The sequence below is a fragment of the Halosimplex carlsbadense 2-9-1 genome (genome assembly GCF_000337455.1).
Classification (GTDB): domain Archaea; phylum Halobacteriota; class Halobacteria; order Halobacteriales; family Haloarculaceae; genus Halosimplex; species Halosimplex carlsbadense.
This window is the reverse complement of sequence record NZ_AOIU01000036.1, coordinates 83257-100497: the sequence shown is the minus strand read 5'-3', so window position 1 is coordinate 100497 and position 17241 is coordinate 83257. Positions and strand designations below refer to the sequence as shown.

Genomic DNA, 17241 nt, shown 5'->3' with positions numbered 1-17241 from the left:
ACCCGACCGCAACGCTTCGCTACTGCGTCGGATACAGCGCGAGCGCGTCGGCGATCGCCTCGCGGTCGGCCTCCGCGAGGCCGGGGTGGACCGGCAGGGAGACGACCTCCTCGGCGGCCCGCTCGGCGACGGGGAAGCGTTCGTCGACGCCCTCGTAGGCCGGCTGCTCGTGGATCGGCGTCGGGTAGTAAACCCCGGTGTCGACTCCCTTGTCGTCGAGGTGGGCGACCAGTCGCTCCCGGTCGGGCGTTCGGACGGTGTACTGGTGGAAGGCGTGGTCGAGTCCGTCGGGGACCGTCGGCGGGTCGACGGGGGCGTCGGCCAGCGCCTCGGTGAGCGCGGCGGCGTTGTCCCGGCGGGCGCGGACGAACCGCGACAGGCGCTTGAGCTGGACGCGACCGATCGCGGCGGCGATGTTCGTCATCCGGAAGTTGTGCCCGAGTTCGACGTGCTCGTACTGTTCGTTCCGGCCGTGGTTGACGAACCGCGCGGCGCGGTCGGCGACCGCCTCGTCGTCGGTGACGACCATCCCGCCCTCGCCGGTGGTCATGTTCTTCGTCGGGTAGAACGAGAAGGCGGCGGCGTCGCCCAGCGACCCGACCGGCTCCTCGCGGTAGCGGGCGCCGTGGGCCTGGGCCGCGTCCTCGACGACGACGGCGTCGTACTCCTCGGCCAGCCCGCACAGGTCGTCCATCGGCGCGGGCAGCCCGTAGAGGTGGACCGGGAGGATCGCGTCCACGTCGCCGCCGCGGATCTCGATGGCCTCGCGGACGGCGGCCGGATCGAGGTTGTACGTCTCGGGGTCGACGTCGGCGAAGACGGGCTCGGCGCCGCAAAAGCGGACGGCGTTGGCCGTCGCGACGAACGAGAACGGCGTCGTGAGGACGGTGTCGCCCTCGCCGATCCCGCAGGCCCGCAGGGCGGTGTGCAGCGCCGTCGTCCCGTTCGAGGTGGCGACGCCGTGGTCGACGTGACAGGTCGTGGCGAACTCCCGCTCGAACGCGCGGACCTCCTCGCCGTCGGCGATCATCCCGCTGTCGAGCACCTCGGCGACCCGCTCGCGCTCCTCGCTGCCCAGGGCGGGTTCGGCGATGGGGATCTGCCGGTGGTCTTCGAGGCTCACAGCTCGTTCCCTCCGACGAGGTCCTCGGGCAGCGGCTCGTGGCCCGCGGGGTTGCCCATCGCGAGCGTCCCCGGCGGCACGTCCTCGGTGACGACCGCGCCGGCGGCGACGAACGACCCCTCGCCGACGGTGACGCCGGGGAGGATCGTCGCGTTCGCGCCCACGGAGACGTTCGATTCAAGAGCGGCGCCGACGAGTTCGCTCGTCTCCCGCACCGGATACGGGTCGTTCGTGACGACGGCGTGGGGACCGAGGAACACGTCGTCGCCGACGGTCGTCTTCGGCGGGAGGTAGACGCCGGTCTGGCAGCTGACGCGCGACCCGAGGGTCACGTCGCCGTCGAGGACGGCGTGGCTCCCGACGAGGACGTCGTCGCCGACGGTGGTGCCGCCGCGGACCAGCGCGTGGTGACCGGTCGAGAAGCCGTCGCCGATCTCCACGCCGGTGTAGACGATGGTGCCGCCGCGGACGGTGGCGTCGTCGCCGATTCGGGTGTATGCGCCGTCGGAGCCCCCGGGCTCGCCAACGACCGCCGTCTCGGCGATGTCGCAGCCGTCGCCGGTCCGGACGGTCGAGAGGTCCTGTTCGCTCATGTGTCGCTCGACGGTCGGCACGGGTCGGCCTTTGTTATGGAGCGCTTGCGGCGGTCCGTCGTCGCGACACGGCGGCCGCGTCTCGCCGGTGGCTACGCGCTGGCGGCGGCGATCGGCCGCGACCGCGTCACTCAGCGGAGAACTGGTCCATCGCGAGTTCGAGATACGGGACCGCGACCGCCGTCGCCTCGGTCGCGCGGACCGTCCGCGTCTCGCGGTCGTACTCGATGAGGCCGGCGTCGTCGAGCTTCGGGAGGTTCGAGTGGACGAGCCTGGTGGCGATCTGGTCGCGGAATTCGGCCGTCGAGAGGCCCGCTGGTGTCTCCGCCCCGTCGACGACGGTCTCGACGAGGTCCCCGTAGGGCACCGGCCCCTCGGTCCGGCTCAGATACGCCAGGGTATACCTGTTGCCGGGACGGGCCAACAACTCGAACAGGTCGTCGACCGACACCGGCCGCTCGCGGACGGACCCGCGGCCCCCCCGTTCGGTCGCCGGCGGGTTCGTCGCGTCCTCGCCGGACGCGTCGCTCTTCCCCCTGGATCCGCTCGGATCACCGCCTCGTCGCCTGTCGTCGTCACTCGGCCGGCTCTCCGATGGCTGCTCTGACCCCATACCACTTGTTCTCACTCCCCTGTTATATATTCTCGCCTCGATAACACGATCGACTCGCGCCGGGCGAGCCGGCCGGAGCGTCCGGGTCGGAACGACGCCGCGTGCGTGTGCGGCTCCGCGCGAGCCAGGGGGATCGTTATGCCGAGGTTACGCGCTCGACCGGTGGGTCGTGACGGCGGTTTAGATCGCCGTAATCGCAGTACGCAACGCGAAATTTCTGGAGCGTCGAAACCTCTTTACGTGGTAGCCGACTCGGTGTGAGTACAGCGGAAAGTGGGACGCAAGCGGGTCCCGACGACAATGTCCGCGTGAGTTCCCGGTCACCGACCGGCAGCAGGATGCACCCGTCCGACACTACATTGCAACAATGACCACAGATTGGGACGACGTCAGCTTCGTCATCAGTTCGCGGTATCGCGTCGCAGTTCTCAAGCGACTCGCAGACGGCCCCTCGACGCCGTCGCAGATCGCCTCCGACGAGGACGTGGGTATCGCGCACGTCTCGCGGGCGCTTCAGCGCCTCCGAGAACGGTCGCTCGTGGACCTCCTCGTCTCCGACGACCGAAAGAAAGGCCGGGTCTACGGCCTCACAGAGCAGGGACGCGACGTGTGGGACAAGATCGAAGCCGAGAACATGGTGTGAACGATCCCGCCGGTCCGCGACCGTTCGCGAGCTGCCGGCCCAGCCGTCGGTCGGCGACACCCTGCTCCGCTCCGTCACCGTGACGACCGGGTACGATCGCCCACCCACCGAGTACGGTACCCTTACTCCGACGCCGTCCGCTCCGAACCGCCCCTTCTCGCGCTCGGTCGCCCGTCGAGCCGTGGCCGACTTTACAGGCATAGGTTTGTAATGGGTACCCGCCGAGTAGGGTGGCCGTTACGGAATCGTCCGACTCGGAACGCGCCCCATTCGCGACGGTGACGGGGCGTCCGGTCACCGTTCGGACGGCCCTGTGGGCACGAGCCAGTGGAGCGACGGGCGGTGTCGCGCGCGGGCGCGCCGCGCCGCGTGTCGGGTGCGTGCGGGCCGGAAGCGACCACCTTGCGACTCGGCTCCGCGATGTCGCGTCGTTCCGGCCGGGTGGTCAGCGCATTCTTGCGAGTCACGTGCCGAGACACCGCCTGACGGTCTCGTAGCGCGAAGCGGCTTTAGGGGCCGGATTACTATCGGTCGATGGAACGGGATCACACTCGATGACGGAACACATCTCCGACAGCGACCTGGAGCGAATCGCCCAGTTCGTGGACACGCCGGCCTACGAGCGCGAACCCGAGCAGTTGCTGCCGGAAGACATCGAAGAGGAGTAGTCGCCGGCACCGTCGGCCCCGTCACTCCTGGCGCCGCCGTGTTCTGGCGGCCCCGCTCCGTCCGGTCAGCGACAGCCCCGGTCGACGCCCTCGTCTCGCCGGGTCGATGTCGCCGCTCGTGGGCGCGCTCGCGCGATCCGGAAGCGGAGAGCCGGGGCCGTCGGGTCCGAGTCGATACGCGGTGATCGCGACGAGCCGCCGGCTCGTCGGAACGGGCCGGAACGGACACTGATGGCTCGTGAGCGACTCGACCAGGCGCGGGTGCCGCGCGAGGCCTCAGGAGTGTCTGCGGAGGTCTTCGGGGACCTGACGGCGGTTCATGGTCCACACGACGATGTGTGCGCCGACGGTGAGGAGGAAGCCGGAGAAGATGATGACGCCGAGCGTGACCTCGGTCATGTTCGCGAAGATCCAGACGTTCAGGTTCGACAGGGCGACCAGGGCGACCCCGAGGAGCGCGAGCGGGAGATACAGGTACTGCCAGGGCACCTCCCGCTCGCCCGGGTTCAGGTACTGGTCGACGTCGTTGGCCGCCTGCGTTAGCTCGACGTCGCCGGTGTCCTGGTCGTAGCGAACCAGCCCGGCGTCCTCGAGCTTGGGGACGTGGGTCTGGTACAGCGAGACGTAGACGCGCTTTCGCTGCTGTTTCGTCAACTCTTCGACAGTCGTGTCGTTCTCCCAGGCCGCCACGTCCTCGGCGAGCTCCGTCAGTTCGACCGGCGCGTCCTCGGTGCGGAGCAGATAGAGTACGTAGCGTCGTCTGGCGCTACTGAGGATGTCGAAGACGACGTCCTGCGTGAGCGCCTCCTCGTCTGTCGACATCCACCATCAGCCCTCGCGTCGGTCTGTCGGTGGGCTGTCACTACCGTCAGCCACCCCATTGTCGTATCTCGACACAGACAGGCAAATCAGCGGGTCTCACTTTGTTACGAACCGGTTACCCGATCCCCGGTCGACCGGTATCGGCGGATCGGTCGTGATAGGCGCTCTGGGCCCCGCTCCGGGGAGACTGCGAGCGACCCGGCGGCCGGGACGATCCGTATCGGCCGGCTACCAGTCAAAGGAAACGCATAACAAAGCCGACGCTCGGCGCTACCCCCGGGTGATTCATGAAGCACGGACGGTCGACACCGGCGGTCACGTCCCCGTTGCGCAACCGGGCCCGGAGCGCGTCGGACGACGCGCTCAGGCGGGTCGAGCGATGGTCGAAGTCGGTCAGCGCGCGCCGCTGCGGCGCCGCCGGAGACGGGGGTCGCTCGTGAGCGATCAGGTCCGTACCGGCGTCGTCGGCGTCGGGAACATGGGCCGCCACCACGCGCGGGTCTACAGCGAGCTCCCCGGAGTCGACCTGCTCGGCGTCGCCGACGTCGACGCCGACCGCGCCGCCGAGGTCGCCGCGGAGTTCGACACGGCCGCCCGCGACCGCGAGACGCTCCTCGCCCGGACGGACGCCGTCTCGGTGGTCGTCCCCACGCGGTTCCACGAGGCGGTCGCGCGGGCGGCCATCGACGCCGGCACCGACATGCTCGTCGAGAAACCGTTCGTCGCCGACCCCGAGGTGGGCCGGGACCTCCTCGCGGCCGCCCGCGAGGCGGACTGTCTCGTGCAGGTCGGCCACATCGAGCGGTACAACCCCGCGGTCCGCGCGTTGGGGGACGTGATGGTCGACGCCGACCCCATCGCCTTCGCCGCGCGACGCCAGGGGCCGCCGGTCGACCGCGACAGCGTCGACAGCGTCGTCTTCGACCTCATGATCCACGACATCGACGTCATCTGCTCGCTGACCGACGAGCCCGTCACGGACGTGGCGGCGTTCGGCGCCGCAGCGGGTGGCCACGTCGTCGCCCAGCTGGAGTTCGCCGACGGCCGCGTCGCGTCGCTGACCGCCAGCCGCGTCACCCAGGAGCGGGTCCGCGACCTGGCGGTCACCGCCGAGGACTGCCACGTCGAGGTCGACTACATGGACCAGTCCGTCGAGATCCACCGCCACTCGCTGCCGGAGTACGTCGCCACGGACGGCGACGTGCGCTACCGCCACGAGAGCGTCATCGAGCGGCCGACCGTCGAAACCGGCGAGCCGCTGAAAAACGAACTCTCCTCGTTCGCCGAGTCGGTCCGCGAGCGGACCGAACCGGAGACGACCGGCGAGGACGGCATCCGCGCGGTCGAACTCGCCGAGCGGATCGAGGCCGCGACCGAGCGCGACGCCGACCTGGCCCCCACGGAGGTGCCCAGCCCATGAGCAGCCAGCGCTCGGAGCCGACGGGGCTCTACGGGGCCGACGCCGACGAACCCACACAGCGACGCGCGTTCACCGGCGGCGCCGTCCCGGTGGCGGTGTACGGACTCGGCAAGATGGGCCTGCCGCTGGCCGCCGTCTACGCAGAGGTGTCCGGCGCGGTGACCGGCGTCGATATCGACCCCGAGGTCGCTCGGGCGGTCGACGCCGGCGAGTGCCCCGTCGAGGGCGAACCCGGCCTCCCCGGGGCGGTCGAGCGACTGACCGCCGACGGGTCGCTGTCGGCGACGACCGACGCGGTCGGCGCCGCCGCCGAGGCGAGCGTCCACGTCCTCATCGTCCCGACGCTCGTCTCCGACGACCAGCCGGATCTCTCGGCGCTGGAGGCGGCGGTCCGGTCGGTCGGCGAGGGGCTCGACCCCGGCGACACGGTGGTCGTCGAGTCGACGGTCCCGCCGCGGACCTGTCGCGACCGCGTCACTCCGTGGCTCGAAGCCGAGAGCGGGCTCGAACTCGGGGAGTTCGGCCTCGCTTTCTGCCCCGAACGGACGATGAGCGGTCGAGCGCTCGAAGACATCCGGGGCGCCCATCCGAAGGTCGTCGGCGGCGCCGACGAGGAGAGCGCCAGGGTCGCCGAGCTGATCTACGGACAGGTCACCGACGCGGAGGTCTACACGGTGAGTGACTGCACGACCGCCGAGTGCGTGAAGGTGTTCGAGGGGCTGTACCGCGACGTGAACATCGCGCTGGCGAACGAACTCGCGACCCTGGCGGGCGAGTTCGGCGTCGACGTGCCCGAGGCGATCGAGGTGGCCAACACCCAGCCCTTCTGCGACATCCACGACCCCGGTCCGGGCGTCGGCGGCCACTGTATCCCCTACTACCCCTACTTCGTCATCTCGGAGTTCGAGAGCGCGACGCCGCTGCTGCAGACGGCCCGCCACGTCAACGAGTACATGCCCGAGTACACCGTCGACCGGGCCGCTGAGGCGCTGGCCGACCGTGGTCGTGACCTCTCCGACGCCACAGCCGCGGTGTTCGGGCTCGCCTACCGGCCCGGGGTCGACGAGACGCGCGCCTCGCCCGGAGTCGACATCGCCGAACTGCTCGCCGACCGCGCCGAAACCGTGTACGCGGTCGACCCCGTCACCACGGACTCGCCGCCGGCGGGCGTCGAACGCGTCTCGCTGGCGGACATCGGCGCCCGCGAGCTGGACCTGGCCGTGGTCGCCACGGCCCACGACGAGTTCGAGTCGATCCCCTGGACGGCGTTCGACGACTCGGTCGTCCTCGACGGGCGCCGGCAGCTCGACGCCGACGCTATCGGGCATCCGCTCGTCCGGTTCGGCGACGGGTCGGGAGAGAACTAGCGGGGGTCGATCTGTCTGACCAGGACGTCGCCGTTCGACTGCACCGTCACCTCGTGGGCGCCGAGCTCGAACACGACGCGGCCGGCCAACGCCTCGCCCTCGCGGTCGGTGAACAGTCGGTCCAGCGCGTCCGGGTCGACGGCGTCGTACAGCGTTGCATCCATCTCGGTCGGCTCGACGGCCTTCGCCTCGGCGATCGCCTCGATCACGGCGATACTCAGGTCCGTCTCCCGGTCCCGGTCGGCCGCCCGCGAGTGAACCACGCGCGGTCCGCCTTCCCGGATCTCCACGGGGTCGTCCCCGTCCGCTGTTCGTTCCGCCATCGTCACACCACCCAGTGTACACCAGCAGTCGTTTTTGATACCATTCGAGTACAACTCGGGGATCCGACCCGCTCATAAAGAAGCTTCGGGATCGCGACGCGTCCGTCGCGAACCACCGACCACCGTCCCGACCGCATCGCTCGGACCCCATGGGGCAATCGCCCGTCGGGAAACGACTCGCCGATCGGATACGTTCGCGGGGGGCGACGGCCCGTTCGGGGTAGGTCGGACTTGCGACGGTCGACCGGTCGGGACCGGCGCGGAGGGGGCCGGCGGCGAGGCGGGAGCCGGGACTCCGGGTACGGTTCCCGTTCGGGCGGTTCGCCGGCTGACGCGCCGCGAAATCCCCTCCTTACGACGGGAACGGTCCCTATACCGCGGTCGGTTCGTCCGTAACGTCGGCCTTACTTCCGAGCGTCCGAGACGGGGAGGGGTAACCACCGCGTTATGCTCCCGTTGCGGATTGTTCAATCAAGAAAGATTAAGTGGCCATGAGCCATCACGGACAGACGGCGCAACGCACTCTGTGGAGGGGTCTCCAGCGCCGGGGGTACGGACACATGAATGCCGACATATCCCACGAACCGACCGCGAATCGAACGCTAACTGTCACGGACACGTTTCGGCGGGCGACTCATGAGTGAGCGCCCGCGATCACGTCTCGCCCGAAGCGTGACCGGGGATCGGAGCCGCGACTGTCCGGAGGTGGCGATCTGATGTCGTCGACGCCCCAGCGTGCGGGCGAGAGCGACATCATCGCCGAGGAAGCCGACGAGTCCGAGCCGGAGGAGGTCGCGGAGACCGAATCCGTCCCGGCGGAAGAGGCCGACGCCCAGTCGGTCGCCGACCTGCCGCTCGATCACGTCTTCGAGATCCTCAAGAACGAACGACGCCGGACGGTGCTTCACTACCTGCAGGACCACGGCGGAACGGTCTCGCTCGGGGAGCTCGCGGAGCACGTCGCCGCTGTCGAGAACGGGACGACCGTCGCACAGGTGACGTCCAACGAGCGCAAGTGCGTCTACGTCGGGCTCTACCAGTGTCACCTCCCGAAGATGGACGACATGGATATCGTCGAGTTCAACCAGAACCGCGGCCGTATCTCGTTGGGCCCGAACGCTACCCAGCTCTACGAGTACCTCGAGGAGTCCGACGACCCCGACCGACCGTGGCCGCTCTACTACGGATCGCTCACGGGTGCCGGCGTCCTCGGGCTGGTCGCGAGCCAGCTCGGCGCCGCCGCCGTCGGCCTGACGCCGACCGTCGTCGCGACGGTCGTCCTGGTCGGGCTCGTCGGTGTCTCCGCCGCGCAGACGCTCGACCGCCGCGACGAAGAGTAGCGTCTCCGTCTTCTCTCCGTTCTTCGGCATTCGGACAGCGACGGCCATCGTGTTCCCCAACGGCCGTCGAAGCGAACGAGCCCGGAGAAAGAGACCGCCTCGCGACTCAGCGGACCGCGCCGAGTTCGACGAACGCCGGTTCGGTCGCGGAGACCCACGTCGCCATTCGCTTGTGGTCGTCGACCCCTGCGGGGTAGATGGTACACTCGTCCGGTGCGTCGTCGTAGCGCTCGACGACCGCTCGTAGCTCCCACGTCGGCGCCTCGCGTTCGCCGTCGGTCTGGCGCGTCGTGTCCGTCGACATACCTCACGGGAGGCGGCCTCGACTCATTGTAATTGGTCGTCTACAGCGGCAGATAATCGCGTACAGGACGGTTAAAACGCCTGAACTGGGAACAACTGTCGAAACCGTCACGTTCGACGACACCTCCGCCCTCCGGCGGTCGCTATCCCTCGCCGGTCATCGCCAGGAGCTGTCACCGTCCGCAGCGGTACACTTCGCGTCCGGCGACGACGGCGCGAGTCACGGTCGGAACGGGGTCGGGGTCGACGACGACCAGGTCGGCGCGCGCGCCCGGCGCGAGTTCGCCCCGGTCGTCGAGGTCGGCGACGCGGGCGGGTTCGCTCGTGACGCGAGCCGCGCGGCGGGCGAGCGGTTCGCCGGTGTCGACGAACACCGACGCCAGCAGCGCCTGGGGGCGGTAGTCCGAGCACAGCAGGTCGACGACGCCGGCGTCGATCGCTTCGCGCGCGTCGAGGTTGCCCCAGAGGCTCCCGCCGCGGACGAGGTTCGGCGCGCCCATGGCGGTCGCGGCGCCGCGCTCGCTCGCCCGCCGGGCGGCGGCGAGCGACACCGGATACTCACAGAGGTCGACGCCGTGGGCCAGCGCGTGCTCGACGGCCGCGGGGTCGGCGTCGTCGTGGGAAGCGACCAGCACGTCCGCCGCCGACAGCTCCTCGGCCAGGTCGGCGACCCGATCTCTGACGGTCGTCTCCGGGATGGCGCGCCGCTCCGCCCCGGCCCGGGCGGCCTCGTCGGCGGCGGCGCCGCGGCCGTCGGCGTAGCGGCTGGCGAACGCCGCCTCGTCCTCGAACTGGCCGCGACCGGGCGCGTGGGCCATCAGCGACGCGATGTCGACGACCGGCCGCTCGACCAGGTCGCCGACGACCGCGACCGAGGCCGGGTCGGTGACCTCACACCGGGCGTGGACGCGGTGGTCGGCCACGAGGTCGACGCCCGTGTCGACGGCCTCCAGGAGCTCGGTCGCGCCCTCGATCGACCGGTTCTTCTCCGGGGCGTCTTCGAAGGCGATGGCGTCGAACTTGGTGGTGACCCCGGCCGCGAGCGCCAACCGGTCGGCTGTCGCCAGCGCGGTCGCCGCGTCGACGCGTTCGCCCGACCGCGGGAAGCGATAGCGTTCGACCTCGTCGCCGTGGAGGTCGATCAACCCCGGGAGGACGACCCGGCCGGTGGCGTCGAGGCACCGCTCGGCCGTCGTTCGGTCGTCGCTCCCGCCGGCGGGTTCGCTCCCCTCGACGGCGGCGATCCGGTCGCCCTCGACGACGACGCGGCCGTCGTCGAGCACGGCCTCGGGCGTGACAACGGTCCCGCCTTCGACGACCAGGCGTTCGGTCCGTTCGCTCATCGTCCGTCCGTCAGGGGGTCGATACGGATAGTAATGGGTCGGCTAAACGACCGAGGCCGGCGCCGTGTCGCGCGAGTGGCCGTCGACGCTGCGACCGCTGTCGAACGCGGCGCCGGTCGAAGTGGCGACCGTCGAACGCGGCCGCTGTCGCGGTCGGCCACCAAAGAATGGAGCAGGGTATCAGGGCGGCGCCCGCCGTCGTCCGGGACGGGCGTCGGCCCGGCGGCGGGCGTCCGTGCGGTCGAATGGACGGCGGTGGGGTTTCCCCCGACCCCCCGTGTGGAGACATCGGCGGGTCTCACTTGGTTATACTCCGCGTACGGCCGCTTTCAGACCTGATACCGCGCCCGTGGCTCCGGGAACCACTCGGTACGGCCGGGCGGCCGCCGTGCGCTCCGTGCGGGCGAGTCCGTCGCCCGGCCGCGGCGGCCGGAAGCCGGTCGCTACCCGAACGACGCGGTCGAAAGCGCCGCCAGTCCCCTCGTAGCGGCGCTTTACGGGGTGCGTACTCGCGTGAACGATTGACCCGGTTTAACCGTCTCACCCCCCTCCTGTCGAACGCCGTCGACCCATCGACCGGAACCACCTGACACGCCCGAACCCCTGTGCATCGCCGACGTGACGCCCGTTCCCGTCGGCTTCCCAGCCCACCGGTCGGCCGCTCCTTCGGTGTGGCGTCCCTGCCCGGGCGCTACGCGGGAAGACGGCTGCGTCTACCGGCGGTCCACGGACGCGACGCCGGCCCGCCCAGCCCGTGACCCGACGGGTCGGGGCCGCGTCCGGTTCGACCGCGTTTCTCGCCGACTGACTTACTCGACCACCGATAGGTATACCACTGCGCCCCGAGAGCCCCGCTCATGGAGTCGGACGACGCGCCCGAGGGCAGACGGAGCAAAGTCGAACGCCTCGTCGCGGCGTACGGGCTCGAGGAGATGGGTGACAGGCTGGTCGACCGCTGGACGGGCCCGACCGAGTCGCGGACCAGCCTCCGGGACCTGGCGGACGAGTTCAACAGGGCCGTCCTGCGGTCGGCCATGCGCAGCGCCGACCGCAACCCGACCGAACACGCGGTCGCCGACGCCTACGAGACGCTGACCGACGACGATACGAGCGAGGGGCGCAAGGCCGAGATGCGCACCGATCTCGCCCGCGCCGGCGTCGACGTGGACGCGCTCGCGGCGGACTTCGTTTCCCACCAGGCCGTCCACACCTACCTCACCGAGGTCAGAGGGGTCGCGCCGCCGGAGTCGGCGACGGACCCGGTCGACACCGACGTGGAAACGCTCCAGCGGCTCGTCGGGCGGACGACCACCGTCGCCGAGGGGACGCTCACCCGTCACCGGGACGCCGACCGGATCACCCTCGGGGAGTTCGACGTGTTCCTCGACGTACGCGTCATCTGCCACGACTGCGGCGCCGACCGGGACGCGGTCTCGCTGCTCCGTCGGGGCGGGTGCGCGTGCGAGTCCGAGGACGGCGCTCGCTGAGATATGAACGCATTTACGCGCGCCGCTCCCTGGAGCGGGCATGGACGGTGACCGCTCGGAGTCGACGGTCGACGACGGGGCGGGAACCGCATCGGTCTCGGTCCGGAACGTCGGCGGTATCGAGGCCACGACGGTCGACCTCGACCCGGGCGTGACGGTGCTGGCGGGCCGCAACGCGACCAACAGGACGTCGTTCCTGCGAGCGATCCGGGCGGTACTCGGCGGCGAGGCGACGCCGCTGCGACGCGGCGCCGACGCGGGCCGCGTCGAACTGACCGTCGGCGGTGACACGCACACCAGGCGGTTCGAGCGGACCGACGACGGCGTGGTCGCGGCGGGCGACCCGTACCTCGACGACCCGCGACCGGCCGAAACCTACGCCGTGTTGCTCGAGGACAACGACGTTCGGCGGGCGGTCAGGGCCGGTGACGACCTGGCCGAGGTGGTGATGCGGCCGGTCGACACGGACGCCATCGAGGCGGAGATCGAGCGGCTGACCGCCGAGAAGCGACGGGTCGACGAGGACCTGTCCGGCCTGGAGGGCCTCGGCGACGAGCGGACGGAACTGGCCGCCGAGCGGCGCCGCCTCGAAGCGGAGATCGAAGGGCTCGAATCCGACCTCGCCGATCTGGAGGCGGCGATCGAAGCGGCCGACGCCTCGCTGGACGACGGGATCGAGCGCGACGAACGCCTGGAGGCGCGACTCGACGAACTCCGGGCGGCGCGGACGGACCTCGAATCGGTGATCGAGGACCTGGACGCCGAGCGGGACACGCTCGCGGCGGTCGAGCGCGAGCGCGAGGAGATCGAGCGGGACCTGGCGGCCGTGTCGCCGGTCGACGAGGCCGAACTCGACGCGCTGAGTGCGGACATCGCGGCGCTGCGCGAACGCAAGCGTCAGCTGGACGGCGACGTGAGCGCCCTCCAGGGGATCGTCCGGTTCAACGAGAGCCAGCTCGAGGAGGGGCGCCTCGCTGACCTCGCCGAGATCGGCCGGGGCGAGGAACTCCGGAAGGGAGACGACCCCACGGGCGACGACGCTCGTGCGGACGACGACGGCCTCACGGGCGACGACCTCGCGGGACCCGCGTCGAGGGACGACGAGAGACACGTGACCGACCGGCTGGCGGGGACCGACCGGGTCACCTGCTGGACGTGCGGGTCCAGCGTCGACCGCGGGTCGATCGAGGAGACGCTCGACCGGTTGCGCGACCTCCGGGAGCGGAGGCTCTCGCGGCGTCGCGATCTGACCGCCCGGATCGACAGGCTCGACGCCCGGCGCGAGCGACTGGAGCGACGGCGCGAGCGGCGAGCGGACCTGCGGGCCGAGCGCGACCGCGTCGAGTCCGAGCTGTCGCGCCGCGAGGAGCGGATCGGCGACCTCGAACGGCGGCGTCGGGAACTGAACGATCACGTCCGGGACCTGGAGGCGACCGTCGAGGACCTGCGGACCGAGGACTACGCGGACCTCCTGGACCTGCACCGGCGCGCCAACGAGCGCCAGGTCGAGCTCGAACAGCGGCGGTCGGACCAGGCGGCCGTCGAGTCGGAGCTGGCCGCCCTCGACGAGCGCCTCGACGAGCGCGACCGGCTCGAAGCCCGCCGCGAGGAGCTCCAGTCCGACCTCGTCGAGCGTCGGACGCGACTCGACCGGACCGCGGCCGAGGCTGTCGCGACGTTCAACGACCACGCCGACGCGCTGGTCGACGCCCTCGACTACGGCAACGTCGCCCGCGTGCGCCTGACGCGGACCACTGCGACGGCTGGCACCGGCCGGTCGGGCGCCGACGTGGGCTCCTTCGACATCCGCGTCGTCCGCGAGGGCGACGAGGGCGCCTTCGAGGACTCACCGACGAACCTCAGCGAGAGCGAGCGGGAGGTGGTCGGGCTCGTCCTCGCGCTCGCCGGCTACCTCGTCCACGACGTACACGAGCGGTGTCCGTTCCTCCTGCTGGACTCCCTGGAGGCCGTCGACGCCGAGCGGATCGCGGAGCTGGTCGACTACTTCGCCGACCACGCGACGTACCTCGTCGTCGCGCTGCTCGAAGCGGACGCGTCGGCCGTCGGGACGGTCCACGACCGCGTCACGGAGATCTAGACCGTACTCCGTCCGTGTCCGTCACGCGCGCCGCCGGGCGTCGGTCGGGTCGGCGCCCTCCACCAGCCGGACGCGGTCGTTCGTGCTCTCGGCGACGCCCGTCCGGTCGATCGTGACCGTCGTCCGCGACCCGAGCTCGCCGGTCGGATCGCCCGGTTCGAATCGCTCGGGGTCCAGGAGGACGCGCGCCCGGTCACCGTCGGTCCGCACGAGCGTCCCGACCGCCGTCCCGTCGTCGGCCACGACTCGCTTCCCTCTATCGGTGCCCTGAAATTTCCGTCTCATGTGTCGTTCAGCCACCCGCGAACGAAGGGGGAGGCGCCTTCCACTAGCCGAGTCCCGAGCATAAATCCGGAACCCTGTCCCACTCCCGACGCCCCACCGTTTCGACCGTCCCGCTCGACGCCCCACCGGTAACACCCGCCTACCGCAACGGTCGTCGTCGCTCTTTCCCACGGATTAGAAATATCATAGATCAAATGAGTGTGGAAACGTATCGGATTCGATTTTTCACTCCGACAGATCCCATTCCTCCGGTTACACGCGATTCGAGGGGCCGAATACCGATATTAGTCGCCGCTTCCGGCGCTCACGAAATGCGACTCTGTCAAGCACCTGATCGGACGTACACCGACAGATAAGTTTCTCTAATGGCGTTTCTCCAGTATCAGTTGTTCAAGCACAGTATTTCATATTGGAATACTCGAATTTTGGTACGAGAGCCGAACTGCCCGGTGTCACGCGAGGGCAACGGAGTCAGAAGGCGCCGACGAGGTCAGGGGGCGCCGGCGAGGACGAACGTGCTCTCGGCGTCGCCGTTCTCGATCCGTCGGCGCTCGTCGGGGTCGATACGGAGGGCGTCCCCGGGTTCCATCGATACGTCCTCGTCGGCGACGGTGACGGTGGCCCCGCCTTCGAGGCAGACGTACACCTCTTCCTGTCCGTCCTCGGCGTGGTCGTGGGGTTTGCCGGTCCAGCCCGGTTCGCACTCCAGCACGGAGACCCCGAGGTTCTCACAGTCCAGCTCGTCGCGGAGAAAGTGGAGTCCGCCAGCGACCGCGTCCACGTCCTCGTAGTTCACTTTCGTCGGCATCGCCGCCACGTACGCTCGCCAGCCGCAAGTGTGCTGTGCCGGTCGAGACGGTCGGAACGCGAGTCATCCGAACACGTCGGTCGTCATCGTCCCGTTTCGGCTCAGCGAGTCGAGTTCGACCGTCTCGGTGCCCCGTGGCGTCTCGACGGTCGCGGTGACGGCGACCGAGACATTCGTCGACTCACCGTTGCGGACGTGCGTGACCCACCACTCGTCCATCCGGCCGTTGTCGAGCGCCATCTCGAAGCCGACCGAGCGGCTCTCGCCCGGCGCGACGCGGTAGGTCTCGGGAACCGTCCGGTCGGCGAGAACCACGTCGTTGAGCGCCACGCGGTAGTCGATGGCGGTCACGTCCACGGGGGCCGCCCGCTCGTTCGCCAGCGTCGCGTTCACGAGGATCGGGGCGGTCTCGGGAGTGGCGTCGCCCCACTCGGCGGCCTCCGAGTTGACGACCAGGGCGGGCTCGCCGCTGACGGCGACCGTCTCGGACTCGCCGCCCATCCCGACCAACAGGTCGGTCCGGACCTCGCTCGTTCGGTTCGGGACCGCGACGTCGAACGTCGTGAACCCGAGGTCCGCGCGGACGCTGGGCGTCGTGGTGATCGTCGAGCGCTCGCCGGCGTCGAGGTGGCGCGCCCACCAGGCGGGCACCTTCGAGTTGTTCATCTCGGAGACGAACGCGAACGCCGACCGACCGGCGTCGAGCCCCTCCGTCCGGTGGCCGCCGCGCGCGACGGTGATATCGTTGATCGCCGTCCGCTGGGCGGTGTCGAGCGCGAGCAACTCGTTGAGCCGCTCGTCGTCGTTGGGGTTGTCGATGGCGGCCCTGGTTCGGATCGCGGTGGTCGCGTCGGTGACGGCGCCCCACTCGCGGTCGGCGGCGACGATCCGCGGGCGCTCGAACTCGGTGTCTCGCTCGGGCGGACTCCGGGCGCTCACCGACGCCGCGCCGCCGCCGAGCACGTCGGTCTCCAGTTCGAGCGAACGCTCGTACACCCGGATCGGCACCCGCTGGTACTCCCCGTCGCGCTCGACGAGGCCGTACAGCTCGACCGAGAGGGTGCTCCGCTCGTCCGCCCGAACGTGGGTGGCCCACCAGTCGGCCATCCTCGCCGAGTCCAGCCCCATCCGAACGTCGAGGGTCCCCGTCTCGCCCGGTGCCACGTCGACGCCCGAGCGCTGGCGCCCCTCCGCGAGGGTGACGCCGTTCATCTCGACGGCGTAGTCGACGCCGTCGAGCGCGACGGGGTAGTCGTGGACGTTCTCGACCGTCGAGGTGACCGACAGCGGGGTCACGGACGCGTTCGCGTCGCCCCACGCCGCGGTCTGGTTCCCGACGACGAGGAAGGGGTCGCCACGGAACCGGACGGTCCGGTCGCCGTCCGTCGCGAATCCGCCGAGGAGATCCGTCTCGACCGTCGAGCGCTGGGCCGGGATCCGCCGCGAGAACCCGGGCCCGGAGACGGTCGCCGCGACGCGCAGCTCCGAGGTCTCGCCGTCGGTGACGTGGGCGACCCACCAGTCGGCGATCCGGTCGTTGGCCATCTCCGTCGAGAGCCGGAGCTGACTCGTCCCCGCCGGGAAGCCGACGCCCGAGCGCTCCCCGCGAGCGAGCACTACGTCGTTGAGCCGCGCCTCGTAGGCCACGTCGACGACGCCCGGGACGCCGACGGGGTTCGGATTCGTGACGGTCGCGGCGGTCTCGATGGCCGTCGCGTTCGCGGTCACCGTCCCCCACTCGCTTTCGACGTTTCCGACGGTGGGCGCCGCGAGGACGCCCGTCCCGACGAGGACGGCGAGCACGACCGCGAGCGCGAGGCAACCCCCGGCCGCGCCGGCGACGAACCGTCCGATGCGGCGTTTCGAAACCATTGGCACACCATGCCCTCGGACCGGTAAAAGCGTTTAGTCCCGAGTCTCGAAGCCGATAGTCGGGCCGCCCTCGGTCGCCCGAACACGAGCGAACATCCAACCGGGGGTGGGCCCCGAACATGTTTGCACGAGG

General features: G+C 70.4%; 16 protein-coding genes. 6 read left to right on the top strand and 10 right to left on the bottom strand.

Annotated features, from left to right (window positions below; translation table 11 throughout):
- Nucleotides 1–19: 19 nt before the first annotated feature.
- The 3 genes from C475_RS17275 to C475_RS17265 all read right to left on the bottom strand — a co-directional run bounded on the left by C475_RS17275 (nucleotide 20) and on the right by C475_RS17265 (nucleotide 2329).
- Nucleotides 20–1123 carry a DegT/DnrJ/EryC1/StrS family aminotransferase gene (locus tag C475_RS17275; RefSeq protein WP_006885158.1) on the bottom strand — a complete coding sequence of 368 codons (1104 nt, stop codon included), beginning with the start codon at nucleotides 1121–1123 and terminating at the stop codon, nucleotides 20–22.
- Nucleotides 1120–1716, bottom strand: coding sequence for an acyltransferase (locus C475_RS17270; RefSeq protein ID WP_049930898.1), 597 nt, complete (start codon nucleotides 1714–1716; stop codon nucleotides 1120–1122). The genes C475_RS17275 and C475_RS17270 overlap by 4 nt, the downstream gene beginning before the upstream one ends.
- A gap of 127 nt (nucleotides 1717–1843) precedes the next feature.
- Nucleotides 1844–2329 carry a DUF7344 domain-containing protein gene (locus tag C475_RS17265; protein ID WP_006885156.1) on the bottom strand — a complete coding sequence of 162 codons (486 nt, stop codon included), beginning with the start codon at nucleotides 2327–2329 and terminating at the stop codon, nucleotides 1844–1846.
- Between the two features lie 367 nt (nucleotides 2330–2696).
- Here C475_RS17265 and C475_RS17260 point away from each other — a divergent pair, with 367 nt between their 5' ends.
- Nucleotides 2697–2972: a winged helix-turn-helix domain-containing protein gene (locus tag C475_RS17260; protein ID WP_006885155.1), complete on the top strand. Its 276-nt coding sequence runs from the start codon at nucleotides 2697–2699 to the stop codon at nucleotides 2970–2972.
- 944 nt (nucleotides 2973–3916) lie between these two features.
- Here C475_RS17260 and C475_RS17255 read toward each other — a convergent pair.
- A complete protein-coding gene (locus C475_RS17255) occupies nucleotides 3917–4462 on the bottom strand; it encodes a DUF7344 domain-containing protein (RefSeq protein WP_006885153.1) in 546 nt (181 codons plus the stop codon).
- A gap of 379 nt (nucleotides 4463–4841) precedes the next feature.
- Here C475_RS17255 and C475_RS17250 point away from each other — a divergent pair, with 379 nt between their 5' ends.
- Together C475_RS17250 and C475_RS17245 are read left to right on the top strand one after the other, a co-directional pair.
- Nucleotides 4842–5882, top strand: coding sequence for a Gfo/Idh/MocA family protein (locus C475_RS17250; RefSeq protein WP_006885152.1), 1041 nt, complete (start codon nucleotides 4842–4844; stop codon nucleotides 5880–5882).
- Entirely contained in the window at nucleotides 5879–7249 is a 1371-nt protein-coding gene (locus C475_RS17245) for a nucleotide sugar dehydrogenase (RefSeq protein ID WP_006885151.1), read from the top strand. The genes C475_RS17250 and C475_RS17245 overlap by 4 nt, the downstream gene beginning before the upstream one ends.
- On the opposite strand, the gene C475_RS17240 is transcribed toward C475_RS17245, so the two are convergent.
- The gene (locus tag C475_RS17240) at nucleotides 7246–7572 is read right to left on the bottom strand and encodes a HalOD1 output domain-containing protein (protein WP_161625211.1); all 327 of its coding nucleotides are present in this window, start codon (nucleotides 7570–7572) and stop codon (nucleotides 7246–7248) included. The genes C475_RS17245 and C475_RS17240 overlap by 4 nt on opposite strands.
- Nucleotides 7573–8288: 716 nt before the next feature.
- On the opposite strand from C475_RS17240, the gene C475_RS17235 reads away from it, so the two are divergent.
- Nucleotides 8289–8912 carry a DUF7344 domain-containing protein gene (locus tag C475_RS17235; protein ID WP_006885149.1) on the top strand — a complete coding sequence of 208 codons (624 nt, stop codon included), beginning with the start codon at nucleotides 8289–8291 and terminating at the stop codon, nucleotides 8910–8912.
- A gap of 106 nt (nucleotides 8913–9018) precedes the next feature.
- Here C475_RS17235 and C475_RS17230 read toward each other — a convergent pair whose 3' ends face one another.
- Both C475_RS17230 and C475_RS17225 read right to left on the bottom strand, forming a co-directional pair.
- Complete coding sequence (locus C475_RS17230) at nucleotides 9019–9216, bottom strand: DUF7511 domain-containing protein (protein ID WP_006885148.1); 198 nt, start codon at nucleotides 9214–9216, stop codon at nucleotides 9019–9021.
- A gap of 172 nt (nucleotides 9217–9388) precedes the next feature.
- Nucleotides 9389–10558, bottom strand: coding sequence for an alpha-D-ribose 1-methylphosphonate 5-triphosphate diphosphatase (locus tag C475_RS17225; protein WP_006885147.1), 1170 nt, complete (start codon nucleotides 10556–10558; stop codon nucleotides 9389–9391).
- 857 nt (nucleotides 10559–11415) lie between these two features.
- Here C475_RS17225 and rdfA point away from each other — a divergent pair.
- Together rdfA and C475_RS17215 are read left to right on the top strand one after the other, a co-directional pair.
- Complete coding sequence (rdfA, locus tag C475_RS17220; RefSeq protein WP_006885146.1) at nucleotides 11416–12045, top strand: rod-determining factor RdfA; 630 nt, start codon at nucleotides 11416–11418, stop codon at nucleotides 12043–12045.
- Between the two features lie 40 nt (nucleotides 12046–12085).
- Nucleotides 12086–14143: an archaea-specific SMC-related protein gene (locus C475_RS17215; protein WP_006885145.1), complete on the top strand. Its 2058-nt coding sequence runs from the start codon at nucleotides 12086–12088 to the stop codon at nucleotides 14141–14143.
- Nucleotides 14144–14164: 21 nt separating this feature from the next.
- On the opposite strand, the gene C475_RS17210 is transcribed toward C475_RS17215, so the two are convergent.
- From C475_RS17210 to C475_RS17200, 3 genes are all read right to left on the bottom strand, one after another.
- The gene (locus C475_RS17210) at nucleotides 14165–14428 is read right to left on the bottom strand and encodes a hypothetical protein (protein WP_152436471.1); all 264 of its coding nucleotides are present in this window, start codon (nucleotides 14426–14428) and stop codon (nucleotides 14165–14167) included.
- Between the two features lie 490 nt (nucleotides 14429–14918).
- Entirely contained in the window at nucleotides 14919–15236 is a 318-nt protein-coding gene (locus C475_RS17205; RefSeq protein ID WP_006885143.1) for a cupin domain-containing protein, read from the bottom strand.
- 63 nt (nucleotides 15237–15299) lie between these two features.
- The gene (locus C475_RS17200) at nucleotides 15300–17108 is read right to left on the bottom strand and encodes an LEA type 2 family protein (RefSeq protein ID WP_006885142.1); all 1809 of its coding nucleotides are present in this window, start codon (nucleotides 17106–17108) and stop codon (nucleotides 15300–15302) included.
- Nucleotides 17109–17241 lie beyond the last annotated feature (133 nt).

Coding starts and splice junctions, on each gene's coding strand:
- rdfA (WP_006885146.1), top strand. CDS start 11,416: ATGGAGTCGGACGACGCGCCCGAGGGCAGACGGAGCAAAGTCGAACGC.
- C475_RS17200 (WP_006885142.1), bottom strand. CDS start 17,108: ATGGTTTCGAAACGCCGCATCGGACGGTTCGTCGCCGGCGCGGCCGGG.
- C475_RS17260 (WP_006885155.1), top strand. CDS start 2,697: ATGACCACAGATTGGGACGACGTCAGCTTCGTCATCAGTTCGCGGTAT.
- C475_RS17225 (WP_006885147.1), bottom strand. CDS start 10,558: ATGAGCGAACGGACCGAACGCCTGGTCGTCGAAGGCGGGACCGTTGTC.
- C475_RS17210 (WP_152436471.1), bottom strand. CDS start 14,428: ATGAGACGGAAATTTCAGGGCACCGATAGAGGGAAGCGAGTCGTGGCC.
- C475_RS17270 (WP_049930898.1), bottom strand. CDS start 1,716: ATGAGCGAACAGGACCTCTCGACCGTCCGGACCGGCGACGGCTGCGAC.
- C475_RS17255 (WP_006885153.1), bottom strand. CDS start 4,462: ATGTCGACAGACGAGGAGGCGCTCACGCAGGACGTCGTCTTCGACATC.
- C475_RS17235 (WP_006885149.1), top strand. CDS start 8,289: ATGTCGTCGACGCCCCAGCGTGCGGGCGAGAGCGACATCATCGCCGAG.
- C475_RS17240 (WP_161625211.1), bottom strand. CDS start 7,572: ATGGCGGAACGAACAGCGGACGGGGACGACCCCGTGGAGATCCGGGAA.
- C475_RS17215 (WP_006885145.1), top strand. CDS start 12,086: ATGGACGGTGACCGCTCGGAGTCGACGGTCGACGACGGGGCGGGAACC.
- C475_RS17230 (WP_006885148.1), bottom strand. CDS start 9,216: ATGTCGACGGACACGACGCGCCAGACCGACGGCGAACGCGAGGCGCCG.
- C475_RS17205 (WP_006885143.1), bottom strand. CDS start 15,236: ATGCCGACGAAAGTGAACTACGAGGACGTGGACGCGGTCGCTGGCGGA.
- C475_RS17245 (WP_006885151.1), top strand. CDS start 5,879: ATGAGCAGCCAGCGCTCGGAGCCGACGGGGCTCTACGGGGCCGACGCC.
- C475_RS17265 (WP_006885156.1), bottom strand. CDS start 2,329: ATGGGGTCAGAGCAGCCATCGGAGAGCCGGCCGAGTGACGACGACAGG.
- C475_RS17250 (WP_006885152.1), top strand. CDS start 4,842: ATGGTCGAAGTCGGTCAGCGCGCGCCGCTGCGGCGCCGCCGGAGACGG.